The organism is Nostoc sp., from assembly GCF_036919495.1.
Lineage (GTDB): Bacteria > Cyanobacteriota > Cyanobacteriia > Cyanobacteriales > Nostocaceae > Nostoc.
This window is the reverse complement of the sequence record NZ_JBALBZ010000029.1, coordinates 74,810-88,781: the sequence shown is the minus strand read 5'-3', so window position 1 is coordinate 88,781 and position 13,972 is coordinate 74,810. Positions and strand designations below refer to the sequence as shown.

The following is a 13,972-nucleotide window of genomic DNA, read 5'->3' as shown; positions in this document are numbered from 1 at the left end:
ATTGAAAATTCGTTCCAAATTAGGTGAAATCATCCCATGATTCAGCAACGCCCCATTTTTTAATTGATTTATCCTTACCGATACAGCCAAACCCGGAGCAGTGAAAGCAACTGCTCTGTATCTACAGGCTTGGTAATGTAGTCAGACGCTCCAGCTTCGATGCACTTTTCGCGATCGCCCGGCATGGCTTTAGCAGTTAAAGCAATTATTGGTAATGAGCGAAACTGTTGTTGCTGACGGATGGCGCGGGTGGTTTCGTAACCATCCATTTCCGGCATCATAATGTCCATCAAAACTATATTAATCTCAGGATTAGTTTGCAGCCTCTCTATGCCATCTCTGCCATTTTCGGCAAATAGCACTTGCATTTGATAGCTTTCTAAAAAGCTGGTGAGGGCAAAAATATTTCGGAGGTCATCATCTACAATCAAAATTGTCCGATTCGCCAGCACCGGATCATTTTGGTGTAGTTGTTCTAGCATTTGCCGCTTTGGTGGAGGCAAATTGGCTTGCACTCGATGCAAAAACAAGGCAGTTTCATCTAATAACCGCTCTGGCGATCGCACATTTTTAATGATAATTGTCTCTGCTAGTCCCCGTAGTTGCGTTTCTTCTTGGCGGCTGAGTTCTTTGCCGGTGTAAACAATGATCGGCAGTTTTAAAAGCCTGGGTTCTTGCTTTATTTGCTCAATTAGTGTAAAGCCGCTCATATCGGGCAGGCCAAGATCGAGTACCATACAATCAAAGTGATGCGATCGCAAAATCGAGAGGGCTTCTGCCCCTGTACCCACTGCTGTACTATGAACATCGCCATTACCGATCAGTTCGATAATACTTTGGGCTTGTACGGGGTCATCTTCTACGATGAGAAGATTTTTTACCTGACGCTCAATAAAGCCTTTAATCTCTGTTAATACCTGAGTTAGCGCTTCTGGAGAAACGGGTTTTTGGAGATAGGTAATCGCTCCTAGTTGTAATCCCCGTTGCTGTCTTTCATCAACAGAAAGTATATGTACTGGTATGTGTCTGGTGTCTGGCTTATGTTTCAGACGATCTAGCACCGTCCACCCATCCATCTCTGGCATGTGGATATCTAGCATAATTGCATCGGGCTTAAACTGTTGCGCTAGTGCTAAACCTTGTTTGCTCTGTAAAGCAACAATGGTTTTAAAGCCCTGCTCACGGGCCATATCTAGTAAAATGCGGGCAAATTTATCATCATCCTCGATAATTAGCAAAATGCGATCGCCCGGTTGAATGATTTCTCGGTCATCTGGGATATCGTTGGGTAAACTGGGAAGGAGTTTCGGCGATGAAGAGATGTCTACAGTTGTGGGTCTGTTTTCGACTATTGGCACTTCTTTTATGAGCGATGCCGCACGCATAGAGTTGATTGGGCCAGAAGGTGATGGAGTGAGAGTATTTTTACCCTTCACTTCATGTCGCCTCGGCAAGTAGAGGGTGAAGGTGCTTCCCTGCCCTGCTTGGCTGACTATTTCAATTCTCCCGCCCAACAGTTGAGACAGTTCGCGGCTAATGGACAAGCCCAAGCCTGTTCCCCCGTACTTGCGGCTGGTTGTGCCATCTGCCTGCTGAAATGCCTCAAAAATAATCTTTTGCTTCTCCTCTGGAATGCCTATACCCGTGTCGCTAACTGCAAAAGCAATCATGGGATTATCAACTTCGTCTGCCTTCGTTGCTATGCCAATTTGTAACTTCACGCCTCCTTGTTCTGTAAACTTAAAGGCGTTAGCTAGGAGATTTTTCAGCACTTGTTGTAGACGTTTGGAGTCGTTATAAATTGTCGGTGGTAATTTTTCATCTCGTTCAATAGTAAAGCTGAGTTCCTTATTGTGGGCAACTTGCCGGAAAGTCTGCTCTAAAGATGTCTCCAAATCGGCAAGAGCAATTTGCTCAATATCAAGCGACATAGTACCCGACTCAATTTTTGCCAAATCTAGAATGTCATTGATTAATTCCAGCAAATCAGTCCCAGCCGAATAGATAGTCCGGCTGTACTCTACCTGTTTGTCGGTCAAGTTGTTAAGGGAGTTATCTGCTAGCAGCCTTGCTAAAATTAGCAGGCTATTTAGCGGTGTCCGTAACTCGTGGGACATATTCGCCAGAAATTCCGACTTGTATTTAGAAGACAATTCCAGTTGTTCAGCTTTTTGTTCCAAAGACAGCCTCGCCTGCTCAACTTCCTGGTTCTTGCGGGCAACTTCCCGATTTTGAACTTCTAACAATTCTGCCTTTTCTTCTAGCTCCTCATTTAGTTGCTGTAATTCCTCGTTAGACTGCTTGACAAGAAATTGCGATTCCTCCAACTCCTGCGCTTGTTCTTCTAAGCGTTGATTGCTCTGCTGTAGTTCTTCTTGCTGGTTTTGCAGTTCTTCTGTTAAAGCAACAGACTTTTCAAGTAGTCGCTGAGTTTGCAATTGTGAGGCGATGTTATTTAAAAATACACCCAGAATTTCACTCAATTGCTCTAAAAATGTCAGATGCAGATGGCTGAAAGGCCCAAATGATGCTAATTCAATTACAGCATTGACCTGTGTCTCAAACAGTATAGGCAAGACAATAATATTTAGCGGTGGAGCTTCTCCCAAGCCGGAATTGATCCGGATATAGTCACTAGGAACTTCTGTTAGCAAGATTCTTTGTTTTTCTAAGGCGCATTGTCCCACTAATCCTTCACCCAAACGAAACTGATTTGCCAGATTTTTTCGCTCTTTGTAAGCATAACTACTTAATAGTTTCAGTACAGGCTCGTTGTCTATTGAATCCATGAAATAAAAAACGCCCTGCGATGCGCCAACTAGTGGTGCTAAATTTGACAAAATCAGGCGAGAGGCAGTTTCTAGATTTCGATGCCCTTGGAGCATCTTGGTAAATTCAGCTAAGTTAGACTTTAGCCAATTTTGCTCGTCATTTTTTTGATTTGTGTTTCGCAGATTAACGATCATCTGGTTGAAGGTGCGTGTCAATACACCAATTTCATCGTGGCGATCGCTATCTGGTAAACTCACCAATAAATCCCCATCCGCCATTTTTTCTGCTAAATCAGAAACTTGCTTTAGCGGTGCTGAGATATGTCTAGTCAGGATAAATCCGATCAAAGCTAAGATTAAAGAAAATAAGGGAATACTATATACAATAGTGGCGATCGTTTGCCGAGCAGCTACTTTTGCCTTCTCAGAGCGCTGTTTCAGCAGTGTATTCTCCTCAGTTTTCATCGCCTGGATAACTTTGCTGATCTCAGCCATCAGCTGCTTGCCTTGGTCTGTTAGAACAACCTTCTGGGCTGCTTCAAAACTTTGGTTCTGACGCAAGTCAATGGTTTCTTTAAGTTCAGCCAGCTTTTGAGTAATTAGTGGCTGTAAAATATCAAGCCGACTCTGTTGTTTGGGGTTATCTGCCGTTAACCTTTGAATTTCCTCGACTTTTTGATTCAGTACTTCAATAGCAGCGTTATAAGGTTCTAAATAGCGATCTTCTCCAGTAATAAGGTAACCACGTTGCCCAGTTTCAGCATTTGTTAGTTGCAAATTGAGGTCTTCAAGCTGACTTAACACCTGGTAGGTATGGCTTTCTTTTGCCGAAGTTTCAATTAGCTCATTAGTGCTTTGATAGGAGATTAAACCAATAGTGGTCAGAGTTGCTAAACTCAGGGCAAAACTAATTCCAATTTTGGCTCCAATCTTCAAACTTTTCAACATTATTCCAGGCAGCTATTCTAATGATTTATATTTTTGGGACTATTCTGATTATGTTTTAGCTATACAAATTTAAGAAATTTACTTTGTATATATTTAATTTTTATAATGCAAGTAATACTACATTTTAATATTATATAAATATGATGTTAAGTTATTTTGTAAAAAGTTATCATAATAAGATTATCATCAATTTATAATATTTTGATATTTAGCTTAATATTATCTTTTGAGATACTATAACTTATTTCCCAAGGAACAGCCACCCGTTTTTTAATTGAATCCTGTGATAGATCATTAAATACTGTTATTTAGATTATATTATAAATTAAATAACAGAGTTCCACTAAAAAATGGTGGTTTTTATGAACGTAGTAGTTGACCTAACAAGATCAAAATTTTGCAAAGGACAAAAGGGAGAATTTACCGGTGGATAGGGAACCGTAATACAATACTGTTCTAACTCTGGATACTGGTCATATCTCATAGAAATGGAAATGGGTTCAGAGCCAGAAATGGGTAGGATTGGGAAACTTCAATTTTACTATTTGAAAGAGATATTATATTACCCTAATACCCAATTCTGTATGAAGATGCGCTTATGGTGCAAGAAATAAAGAACGAACCGCAAAGAGCGCCAAGTACGCCAAGAAGAAATAAGAAATTAAAAGATTTGGCGCAGCTTCACAAAGAAACGGTATAAGACAAGCCTGTTGCAGCTTAAAGTTCAGCTTAAGATGCTCTTTGAGAAAAAAACTGATTGGATGATATTAAGTAATTTAACAATCGTTGAATTATTTTTTTAATTATTAAACAGCTTTCATTGGTGATAAAAATTAAAAATTCTTGTAATTTATCCACTTGTAATCTATCCAAAATCTCTAATTAATAATCCCTTCCGGTTCACATAAAACAGTGGCATATATATATAATAGTTTAATGGTTTAATTAAAGATAAAACTTAACCTATATCTATATCTAACTTGTCACTTACTAAGGAAAGGAATCAAATTTTAATTATGTCATTTTTAATTACATCTAACTACTTAATTTTATTTCTTTAAAACAGTATTTATTTTGTATATTGTGAAAGCCTAAAATCTAAGAAGGTAAATTGTGTTTAGATGATTTTGTAATTTATAGAAAAAAAGTATACCTTCCTAAAACTATTAGGAATATATACAATTACAATCGCACGCGGTATGGTGTAAAATCTCTTAAAACTTAACTTTTTTTATTTATCAGATATGAAGCCAAGCCTATTGACTCATAACCTGGCGATCGCTTCTATTCGCATTAACTACAAATGGGCTATAGATGCAAAATTTTTCAATTTTGTGATTTTCTAAAATGGCTCTAGCACCTGCCATATAGATATCAGTACTATTTATCATTAATAAATAATTGCCAAGGGTCACTTGATGTTCATAATATCTGGCTAGATCCTCAGAAATTCCTAAATTAGTATAATTATCTTTGGAACTGCTGATATCTACCTCAGTAATACCATTCAGTGTGTTTGTATCCTTAGCAATCACCGACACCTGAGCCATAGGAAAACCAGCTATTTTGAGTTCAGTAAGTGCTTTTTCTGTATCTTGGCGCGTAGAAAAAACACCAACTGCATTTTTATAGCGACTATTTGGGGTCAAGTATGGATCATAAATGCTCCACTGTTGAATATCGCGGCGATTAAAAATCCTTTTAGCAAGACGAATTTCTATATCTATGCCGTTTACTATTACCAAATAGTAACCTTTGCAAACTAGATCGCTGTAACCCTGTCCTTGCTCTTTAGGAATCCCTAAACCTAGCAGCACACCATGCAAATCACCTGTGGTTGCATTGATCGCACCACCTGTCAAAGTGGCAGCGATCGCAGTTGCTTCTGCTCCGGCTAGAAAGACTCGTCCTATACCAGGAATTACCCAAAGGACTAAACCCACTAATAAGCCAGTAACACCACCTAAAGCACCACCTGTAAAGGCTTTAGCATTTTCTGAGGATGTATTATTGCCAGTGCGATCTTTAACTTCAACACTAGCAATATCGCTTTCTTCTTCTACATTCCGTGCAATTATCGAAACTTTGTGCATGGGAAAATTAGAAGCTGTTAGTTCCTGAACTACCAATTGTATATCGGAACACCTAGCGAAAACTCCTATAGTTGTTCGCTCTTTTTCTAATGTCATTTTATCGGTTTATTGCAGCTTTAAGCAATTCCCAAGAGTGTTAGCTGATATGAGGTAATTACACAGCTCGGCGAGTCAGTAAACCCCAAAGGAAAATTAGTAGCATAGCACCAAGAACAGCAAATAAAATGCTTCCAAGGGAGAACGCTCCAGCAGATGCGGCTGCTGCCGAACCACTTCCCAGCAAGGTTTGACCCAAATAACCGCCGACTACTGCTCCAAGTATTCCTAATATGATGGTGGAGACAATACCGCCACCTTGGGTTCCTGGATAAAATAACTTAGCTAACGCACCTGCAATTAAACCCAAAACTAGCCAAGCAATAATGTTACCCATTGAATTTCTCCTTCCTTGAGAATCTTATTTGTTTGCTTTTGACTATTTCATATTAAAGTTTTCCTCCAAAATTACTGATCTATCTAGAGAACTAATATCAAAAATCTTTAGATATTATTTGAATATTCACTCCTTTGTCTTTGAGGATGAATATATCAATTTAGTAACAAGCAGTACTACTTGCTCACAACTCAGGAGTGAGGACTATAGAAAGAGCTAGTTGATAAAGTTGGCGACGGGGAAGGGAGGTAAATTTTGCTAACTGACGGCTAGCTTGCGATCGCGATATCCCCTGACTAATTAACTGTTTCAATTCGGCTTTCAATTCTTCTTCTGTGAGTTGGGGCTGACTGGCCCGAATTCCTGCCACTACTAATGTATATTCACCTTGGGGTTCTCGTTGGTTATAGTGAGCGATCGCCTCGGCAATTGTCCCCCGCCAAAATTCTTCATACAATTTAGTTAACTCCCGTCCTAGCACAATTTGGCGATCGCTTCCCCAAACAAGAGCTAAGTCTTGTAAAGTATCTCGCAAACGGTGGGGCGATTCATAGAAAATCAATGTGCGGGATTCTGTTTGCAGAGATTCTAAATGTTCTTGTCTTTGTTGACTTTTAGCTGGAAGGAAGCCTTCAAAGACAAACCGATCCGTTGGTAATCCAGATGCACTCAATGCCGTAATTGCTGCACTAGCGCCAGGAATGGAAACTACTGTAATTCCCGCCTCAATACAGGCTTTCACCAGTTCATATCCAGGATCGGAAATTCCTGGCATTCCAGCATCACTCACCAGAGCGATCGCTTTATCGTTAACTAAATGCTCTAATAATTCTGGGATGCGGCTGGTACGATTGTGTTCGTGGTAACTCACCTGGGGAGTCTTAACTTGAAAATGCTGTAATAGTTTCCCTGTGTGACGGGTATCTTCTGCAGCAATGATATCTACAGTCTGTAAAATTCGCACCGCCCGAAAGGTTATATCTTCTAGATTGCCAATTGGTGTGCCGACAACGTAAAGTGTTCTTGGTTTTGGATCGGTTTGCATAAGTAAGAGTTAGGAGTTTGTAGAGACGCGATTCATCACATCTGTGCAGGAGAGACGCGATTCATCGCGTCTGTACAAGAGTTAAAAATAATAATTTATGCACCTATACGAACATATATGAGAAATGGATAATCTAAAATCCAAAATCCAAAATCCAAAATCGGATCGTGGGTTATTTGTAGGTTTAGTAACCTTAGATTTGATTTACCTTGCTAACTCTGCCCCTAAGAATAATCAGAAGATTGTCGCTACTGACTATACTTTGGCAGCAGGGGGGCCAGCTACAAACGCGGCTGTGACTTTCAGCCATTTAGGAAATCAGGCTACAGTCTTGGGTGTAGTGGGTTCTCACCCCATAACGCACCTAATTCGAGGTGATTTGGCAAATTACAAAGTTGCGATCGCAGACCTTGAGCCTACCACTGATTTAGCACCGCCTGTCTCCTCAATCATTGTCACCCAAACTACGGGTGAACGAGCTGTAGTTTCCATCAATGCTGTCAAAACTCAAGCCAACAGCGCATCTATCCCATCAGATATTTTGCAAAATGTCGATATAGTACTGATTGATGGACATCAAATGGCGGTTAGTTATGCCATTGCCCAAATGGCTAAAGTCAAGAATATTCCAGTAGTAATTGATGGTGGAAGTTGGAAGCCTGGATTTGAGCAAATTCTGCCGTTTGTAAATTACGCCATCTGTTCGGCTAATTTTTATCCCCCTAACTGCCAGACTGGAGAAGACGTTTTTACCTATCTGGGCAGATTTGACATTCCTCACATCGCCATTACCCACGGACAAAAACCAATTGAATACTTGAGTTGCACCAAAACTGGTATCGTAGATGTGCCACCGATTCAAGCAGTTGATACATTAGGGGCTGGAGATATTTTCCACGGTGCTTTTTGTCATTACATTTTAAAGGAAAGTTTTACTGATGCACTGGCACTGGCAGCTAATATTGCTGCTGATTCCTGTAAATTTTTTGGCACTCGGCGCTGGATGGATTTAAAGTGCTGAGTAGTCAAGTTAATAAGGCCAAATTAAATGAAAGACTTAAAAGAAATATTAGCGATCGCTCGTGAGGTTGGTTGGGGCGCAGCAGATATACTGCGATCGTATTATCATGGGACTGCAAAAGATCCTAATTTAGATATACAATATAAAGAAAATGAACCTGTTACCGTTGCCGATGTAGCTGTAAGTCAATACATTTTGCAGACACTACAAGCAACTTTGGGTAATGAAGATTTTGCTTATATTAGCGAAGAAACCTATCAATCTCCAAGTGGTGTAGCACAGCCCTCCCCACCTTGGGTATGGATAATTGACCCTTTGGATGGCACACGAGACTTTATCGAAAAAACTGGAGACTATGCAGTTCATATTGCTTTAGTTAAGGAAACACGCCCAGTTTTGGCAGTAGTGGCAATCCCAGAGGCTAAAAAGTTATATTACGCTATCAAAGGCGGGGGTACATTTGTAGAAACTCGTGATGGTTCTGTTCCTTTACAAGTGTCGTCAGGCAAACGAATTGAGGATTTAACTTTAGTCGTTAGTCGCTCTCACCGCAACCAACGTTTAGATCGTTTACTACAAAACTTACCCTGTCAAAATCAGAAAGCTGTAGGCAGTGTAGGTTGCAAAATCGCCACCATAGTCGAGCAACAGGCAGATATCTACATTTCCCTTTCCGGCAAGTCTGCGCCCAAAGATTGGGATATGGCAGCACCAGAATTGATTCTAACAGAAGCTGGTGGGAAATTTACTCACTTTAACGGCACGCCGTTGCAGTATAACACCGGTGATATCAATCAATGGGGAGGTTTGCTGGCTAGTAATGGCGAATATCACGAAGTGCTGTGTAAAGAAGCAGAAAGGATTTTAGCGCAGTTTGAGCATAGCTAAATGGGGCATTTCAGGATGAACATTTTTTAATTTGCTTTTAAAACAGTTAATCGTAAGCTTACCTCGCGCCTATTGGTGCGAGGCTTTAGCCACAGATTTGAATTATCGGAAAGAGAGACAATTGTCCCTCTAATTGACAACTCATCCCCGGACTTTCAGGAAGGCTTACAGACTTCCCCAAAGCAGTAATATTATTGGCCGCGTTTATATCAGCATCATGTTCAAATCCACAATGCCCACACTTGAAAACTTTTCCGTTGCGATACGATTTACCCTTGATGGGGTGAATACGTCCGCAACGGGAACAGGTTTGACTCGTGTAGGCAGGCGGCACAAATATTACTGGAACACCAGGGATATTTGCTTTGTACCCAACAAACGAACGCAACTGATAAAACGCCCAATTATTAGTTCTTCGGCGTTCAGTCTTGCTTCTTGGTTTTTGATTGAGCGACTGCCTAATATTGGTCAAATCTTCAAAAGCCAAGACAGCATTTGCTCGTTTTGCGCTCTGAACAAGTTGCTTAGAAATATTGTGATTCAACCATTTTTGAAACCTCTGTTCTCTCCCAGAAAGCCTTCTCAACAGTCGTCTAGAACTGCGAGTGCGTTTGGATTGAACATTAGACCTGACCTTACTATATCGGTCACGAGTGGATTGAATCTGTTTGCCACTCCAAGAGTCGCCGTTAGAGGTGGTAGCTATGTCGCGCCTACCCAAATCGACCCCAATAACCTTGGGTGTTTTACCTGTGGGGCTGGTAGGCAGGTCAACACAGATATTGATGTAGTAGTCACCGTGCTTAGTTTTATTGAGGGTAGCAGCCGTTGGGGATTGTCCTTTGAGCAATGCCAACTGATAGTTACCAATACTCAACTTGAACTTAACTCGACCACACATCAACGTAACGCCAACGGTTTGCAAATCCTCAATATACTGAAAAGTCCGAATATCCAAATTCAAGGATGTCGGTCTAAATTTGTGGACTTGCTTAACTGCTTTAGCGTTACCAACTACACGACGAATTGCTTGGCAGACATGGTTTGCCTTCAAACCAGTAACCTCACGAATTGGCTTGTAAACCTTATGGTGAAGCTTAGTCGTATTCCAACAATTCTCGCGTTTTGCAATCTCATATATCTGATTACAAGCGTCAGCAAATCCTTGCAAGGTGCGGTCTATCTCAGTCCGCGACTCTACAGGTACTTGAAGCCTGCATTTTACAGATATAGTTTGCATTTGAATGGGGTAACAACTCATCACATTTTACCATGTAAAGCCGCCCTACAAGGGCGGGGTTTCTACCCATTTTTCGGATGATATGATTAAGCCCAATACTGATAATAATCTTTACTCCTTAGTCCACAGCGTAATTTTCAAAACACTAAATACCAGGGCGATCGCTAGTTGATTGCGATTTTCTGTTAAAAGTGTAACTTGTATAATACAAGCAACAAAAGCCAATCAATGGAGAAGTCTACAAACCTAAACTTAAGGTTTGATTTGTGAATAAAATTCACAATAAGACGATATTCAAAGGTTGAAGGCTGTGCTAGACTCATGGGTATAAAGATTATTTTCGGTTGAGTAACTCGTTTTGATTTCTAAAAAGTGTCTCTCCGAATTTAACTATCTACACTCTCTGAATTCGGAGATTTCTATGTCAATTTATGTCGGGAACCTGTCCTATCAGGTTGCAGAAGAGGACCTAAAGCAGGCTTTTGCAGAATACGGAACAGTAAATCGTGTTCAACTACCCACAGATCGGGAAACAGGCCGGCCGCGTGGGTTCGCTTTTGTGGAAATGGAATCAGACACGCAAGAACAAGCTGCCATTGATGCACTTGATGGTGCTGAGTGGATGGGACGTGATTTGAAAGTGAACAAAGCTAAACCTCGTGAGGAAAGAAGTAACTCTTCTCGTGGTAGCTGGGGTGGCGCTAATCCTCGCCGCAACAATAATCGCTACTAAGTCGATTCCTAAAAATTTCACATTTAGAATCTCCAGCAGATAAAGCAAAAGGCTGCACTCTGCTGGAATATTTTATAGCTATGCCGTATTACCCTCGCTAGTTGACAGTAGACGCAAACGCAAGAGTGTCAGCCCCTTTGGGGAAGTCAAAAGTTACCCATTCAAAAGTCAATAATTTACCAAGCCCATAAATAAATTTAATTGGTCTGTAATAAGGACGCCGTAAATATGCGCGGTGCTAGAAATACATTTTTATTTTTATATAAATAAATTTATTTGCTCTGTACCTTTTTCTTTCTGGTCACGTAGAGAAGCGGCTTGCCGCAGGATAACCTAATACTAAGAATCATTGCTTTAGTTGGGTAACACCAATATTAAATCCAACCTATAAGTATTTTATTTTTCAGAGGAATAAAGAGCGATAGTTTGTTGAGTTCTATTTGCGGAACTTGCAGCAATATAAATGTATCTTCCTGTATATCCATAAAGTATTGTAGATATCGTTAGTTTGCAATCCTTGGCTCTGGATTTTCAAGAAAATGTTACGACTTTATCATTTATTACTAGGTTGTATTTTGCTAGTGTTAATACCACTGGGAGCAAAATTTGTTCTCCCCCAATTTTCTGCACCCAAAGTAGTAAAATCCCCCGCCGTTGCGAAACTTCCTAACCCTAATGAGGGAAATATTTGGCAGAAAATCCTGGGAAATACTGCTGTTCCAACTAACTGGCAAGTTGCTCCTTGTAAGGGAAATGCGCCTTTATTGTGTGTCTCATCCAAAGAGGAACTTTTGGGTACAGTTGAGATTAACATTTACCCATTAGCAAACAACGAGGATTTCCAAAAGAAACTCGTAGCTGTTGGTATTCCACCTGGTTCCCAAGTGGACTACCAAAGTTCCAAATACCAAACCCAGGTATTATCAGCACTCAAGGCTTGGGTTGTAGACCACTACGCTGCTTTTGCCAAAGACCGTCAGGGTGAATATGGAAAAGAGATTACTTTCTTAACCTACCCACCCCAACCAGTACCCGTTGGTAAGCTTCAGGGAATCCGCTATGGTTTCGCCGGACTCAAGCAAAAAGGTGGAGTACAAGAGCAACATATTGGTCATGTTGCCTTTGATGGCAATAAACTTTACGTAATTACCACTGCCTTTGACCCAGGTTCGCAAACAGGTAAGTTTGACAAACTGGAAAACTTGGCTATTTTTCAACCTTACTTGTATGCGATCGCAGCAGATTTACGTTTACCCTAATTGGTATTGGGCATGGGGCATGGGGCATAGGGGATGGGTTATTCTCCTTGTTCCCTTGTCCCCTCACTCCCTCGCTGCCTACTCTCAATCAACCTAAATCTCAGCTACCGCCCGTTCAATCAAGCGACGTGCTAAAGTTTGCGTGCCGGTGTGTTCATAATAATTAGTTGCTACATCTAGGAATGCCGCGAGGTAGTCTAACTTGTCATCGGCAATATCGGTAAAACTTTGCAAGTTGTGGACAACCTTTTGTGGTGTTAAATTATTTGCGCTGACAATACCACTCATCCAACCTTTAACTGAGTCAAAGCTTTCGCCGATAAAGTTGAGTTTACTACCAGCATTGTTGCCTGGAATCACATCTTTGATGTTTTGAAATGTCGAGTTTTTTTCTAATTCTTGTGGATTTGTTTGATTAAGCCCCGATATAGCTTTGCTGATAAAGTCTGGGCCCAGAGGTATCAAGCCATCAACGCAAACTAATGCCACCATACGGATAAGCGACTCACCACTATACTCACCCAAAGAGGCGACAAAATCCCCAATACTATCTCCGGGAATGCCGTTAATTTGACAGAAGGCTACTAACTCAGCGACTAATTTCAATGTCAAATCGATGGTTTGAGCTTTATCTGGTTTGGGAGTGACAGAGTTTAAAAAACCCAATAATGGAATTTTCTCGCCAACTTTGTTAGCTAAAGCTGCTGCACCAAGTGCTTTATCTGTACCATCAACGGTTTGATATAACCACAAGGCTGTTTGGTATCCTTGGGATTTATCATTGAATAAATAAATTGCTCGCTCACCAATTTGTTGAATTAAATCATCGTCGTCTTCGCCAGTAACAGTCTTAATGGTATTGACAAAGCCGACGGTATTGTGCCACTCGCCAGGAGTCACAAAATCGAGGGAATTCAACATAGAAATGGTCAAGCCACCGGTTGGCAATTGATCAACTAAATCAACAATCGATTTGCTCACAAAAATCTCCTTATTTAGGTTTTATTATCTGAATGTTTGTAGTGCAAATCATTTCAGTTTAGCCAGATCATTAAGATTAAACTTCTCTAGCCAATCTGCGCGATCGCTAGCTGTAAATGACGGATCGCGAGAAAGTGCTTTTACTTGGTATTTATCTACCAAAATTGCAGTTTGCGTCTTACCAACTTCTATTGCGGGATAACCGCCAATTTTTTTGGTGCTTTTCGAGAATTTTGCTGCTGCGCTAGGTGTGCTGGTGGTATCAGAAATAGACAGCAATGCTATATCTTTACCGCCTTTTTTCAACTTCGCTTCTGCAAAGCCTTTTTTCTCTTGGGTATAGACGCGCTGGTAGCCATCGCCTGAATTAGGGAAAAGTTTATTAAATTGGCTACCCTGAGTTGCGTTTTTAGCAACCGCAAGACCCTTTTTTTGTTGAGTGCTTTCTTTTTGCGCCTGGTCAAAACGTCCAGGTGCTTTTGGAGTACAGGCTGTTGTCAGTAATAAAACTGACAGCAACAAAGCAGCTACTACCCTACGTCCACGGTGTAAAATCATTT

11 protein-coding genes are annotated in these 13,972 nt (G+C 40.8%); 4 read left to right on the top strand and 7 right to left on the bottom strand.

Features of this window, described 5'->3' with window-relative positions:
- Window positions 1-74: 74 nt before the first annotated feature.
- The 4 genes from V7K25_RS04075 to rsmI all read right to left on the bottom strand — a co-directional run bounded on the left by V7K25_RS04075 (window position 75) and on the right by rsmI (window position 7,290).
- Window positions 75-3,719 (bottom strand): response regulator, encoded by a 3,645-nt coding sequence (locus V7K25_RS04075; protein ID WP_335155302.1) that lies wholly within the window; start codon window positions 3,717-3,719, stop codon window positions 75-77.
- A 1,256-nt stretch (window positions 3,720-4,975) separates the two neighbouring features.
- Window positions 4,976-5,908: a hypothetical protein gene (locus tag V7K25_RS04070; RefSeq protein WP_335155300.1), complete on the bottom strand. Its 933-nt coding sequence runs from the start codon at window positions 5,906-5,908 to the stop codon at window positions 4,976-4,978.
- A gap of 58 nt (window positions 5,909-5,966) precedes the next feature.
- Window positions 5,967-6,245: a GlsB/YeaQ/YmgE family stress response membrane protein gene (locus V7K25_RS04065; RefSeq protein ID WP_335155298.1), complete on the bottom strand. Its 279-nt coding sequence runs from the start codon at window positions 6,243-6,245 to the stop codon at window positions 5,967-5,969.
- A 184-nt stretch (window positions 6,246-6,429) separates the two neighbouring features.
- The gene (rsmI, locus tag V7K25_RS04060; RefSeq protein WP_335155296.1) at window positions 6,430-7,290 is read right to left on the bottom strand and encodes a 16S rRNA (cytidine(1402)-2'-O)-methyltransferase; all 861 of its coding nucleotides are present in this window, start codon (window positions 7,288-7,290) and stop codon (window positions 6,430-6,432) included.
- A gap of 124 nt (window positions 7,291-7,414) precedes the next feature.
- Here rsmI and V7K25_RS04055 point away from each other — a divergent pair, with 124 nt between their 5' ends.
- Both V7K25_RS04055 and V7K25_RS04050 read left to right on the top strand, forming a co-directional pair.
- Window positions 7,415-8,311 carry a sugar kinase gene (locus V7K25_RS04055; RefSeq protein WP_335155294.1) on the top strand — a complete coding sequence of 299 codons (897 nt, stop codon included), beginning with the start codon at window positions 7,415-7,417 and terminating at the stop codon, window positions 8,309-8,311.
- A gap of 27 nt (window positions 8,312-8,338) precedes the next feature.
- The gene (locus V7K25_RS04050) at window positions 8,339-9,199 is read left to right on the top strand and encodes a 3'(2'),5'-bisphosphate nucleotidase CysQ family protein (RefSeq protein ID WP_335155292.1); all 861 of its coding nucleotides are present in this window, start codon (window positions 8,339-8,341) and stop codon (window positions 9,197-9,199) included.
- An 85-nt stretch (window positions 9,200-9,284) separates the two neighbouring features.
- Here the strand turns inward: V7K25_RS04050 and V7K25_RS04045 are convergent, their stop codons facing one another.
- Window positions 9,285-10,439, bottom strand: a complete 1,155-nt coding sequence (locus V7K25_RS04045; protein WP_335155290.1) for an RNA-guided endonuclease InsQ/TnpB family protein — start codon at window positions 10,437-10,439, stop codon at window positions 9,285-9,287.
- A gap of 421 nt (window positions 10,440-10,860) precedes the next feature.
- Here V7K25_RS04045 and V7K25_RS04040 point away from each other — a divergent pair, with 421 nt between their 5' ends.
- Both V7K25_RS04040 and V7K25_RS04035 read left to right on the top strand, forming a co-directional pair.
- Window positions 10,861-11,172 carry an RNA recognition motif domain-containing protein gene (locus V7K25_RS04040; protein WP_335155288.1) on the top strand — a complete coding sequence of 104 codons (312 nt, stop codon included), beginning with the start codon at window positions 10,861-10,863 and terminating at the stop codon, window positions 11,170-11,172.
- A 539-nt stretch (window positions 11,173-11,711) separates the two neighbouring features.
- The gene (locus V7K25_RS04035; RefSeq protein WP_335155286.1) at window positions 11,712-12,431 is read left to right on the top strand and encodes a hypothetical protein; all 720 of its coding nucleotides are present in this window, start codon (window positions 11,712-11,714) and stop codon (window positions 12,429-12,431) included.
- Window positions 12,432-12,524: 93 nt separating this feature from the next.
- Here the strand turns inward: V7K25_RS04035 and V7K25_RS04030 are convergent, their stop codons facing one another.
- Together V7K25_RS04030 and V7K25_RS04025 are read right to left on the bottom strand one after the other, a co-directional pair.
- Window positions 12,525-13,412 (bottom strand): hypothetical protein, encoded by an 888-nt coding sequence (locus tag V7K25_RS04030; RefSeq protein WP_335155284.1) that lies wholly within the window; start codon window positions 13,410-13,412, stop codon window positions 12,525-12,527.
- A 48-nt stretch (window positions 13,413-13,460) separates the two neighbouring features.
- Window positions 13,461-13,970: a hypothetical protein gene (locus V7K25_RS04025; protein WP_335155282.1), complete on the bottom strand. Its 510-nt coding sequence runs from the start codon at window positions 13,968-13,970 to the stop codon at window positions 13,461-13,463.
- Window positions 13,971-13,972 lie beyond the last annotated feature (2 nt).

Bases quoted from the DNA above. Each gene is read 5' to 3' on its own strand.
- V7K25_RS04075 (WP_335155302.1), bottom strand. From the start codon at position 3,719: ATGTTGAAAAGTTTGAAGATTGGAGCCAAAATTGGAATTAGTTTTGCC.
- V7K25_RS04070 (WP_335155300.1), bottom strand. From the start codon at position 5,908: ATGACATTAGAAAAAGAGCGAACAACTATAGGAGTTTTCGCTAGGTGT.
- V7K25_RS04065 (WP_335155298.1), bottom strand. From the start codon at position 6,245: ATGGGTAACATTATTGCTTGGCTAGTTTTGGGTTTAATTGCAGGTGCG.
- rsmI (WP_335155296.1), bottom strand. From the start codon at position 7,290: ATGCAAACCGATCCAAAACCAAGAACACTTTACGTTGTCGGCACACCA.
- V7K25_RS04055 (WP_335155294.1), top strand. From the start codon at position 7,415: ATGGATAATCTAAAATCCAAAATCCAAAATCCAAAATCGGATCGTGGG.
- V7K25_RS04050 (WP_335155292.1), top strand. From the start codon at position 8,339: ATGAAAGACTTAAAAGAAATATTAGCGATCGCTCGTGAGGTTGGTTGG.
- V7K25_RS04045 (WP_335155290.1), bottom strand. From the start codon at position 10,439: ATGCAAACTATATCTGTAAAATGCAGGCTTCAAGTACCTGTAGAGTCG.
- V7K25_RS04040 (WP_335155288.1), top strand. From the start codon at position 10,861: ATGTCAATTTATGTCGGGAACCTGTCCTATCAGGTTGCAGAAGAGGAC.
- V7K25_RS04035 (WP_335155286.1), top strand. From the start codon at position 11,712: ATGTTACGACTTTATCATTTATTACTAGGTTGTATTTTGCTAGTGTTA.
- V7K25_RS04025 (WP_335155282.1), bottom strand. From the start codon at position 13,970: ATGATTTTACACCGTGGACGTAGGGTAGTAGCTGCTTTGTTGCTGTCA.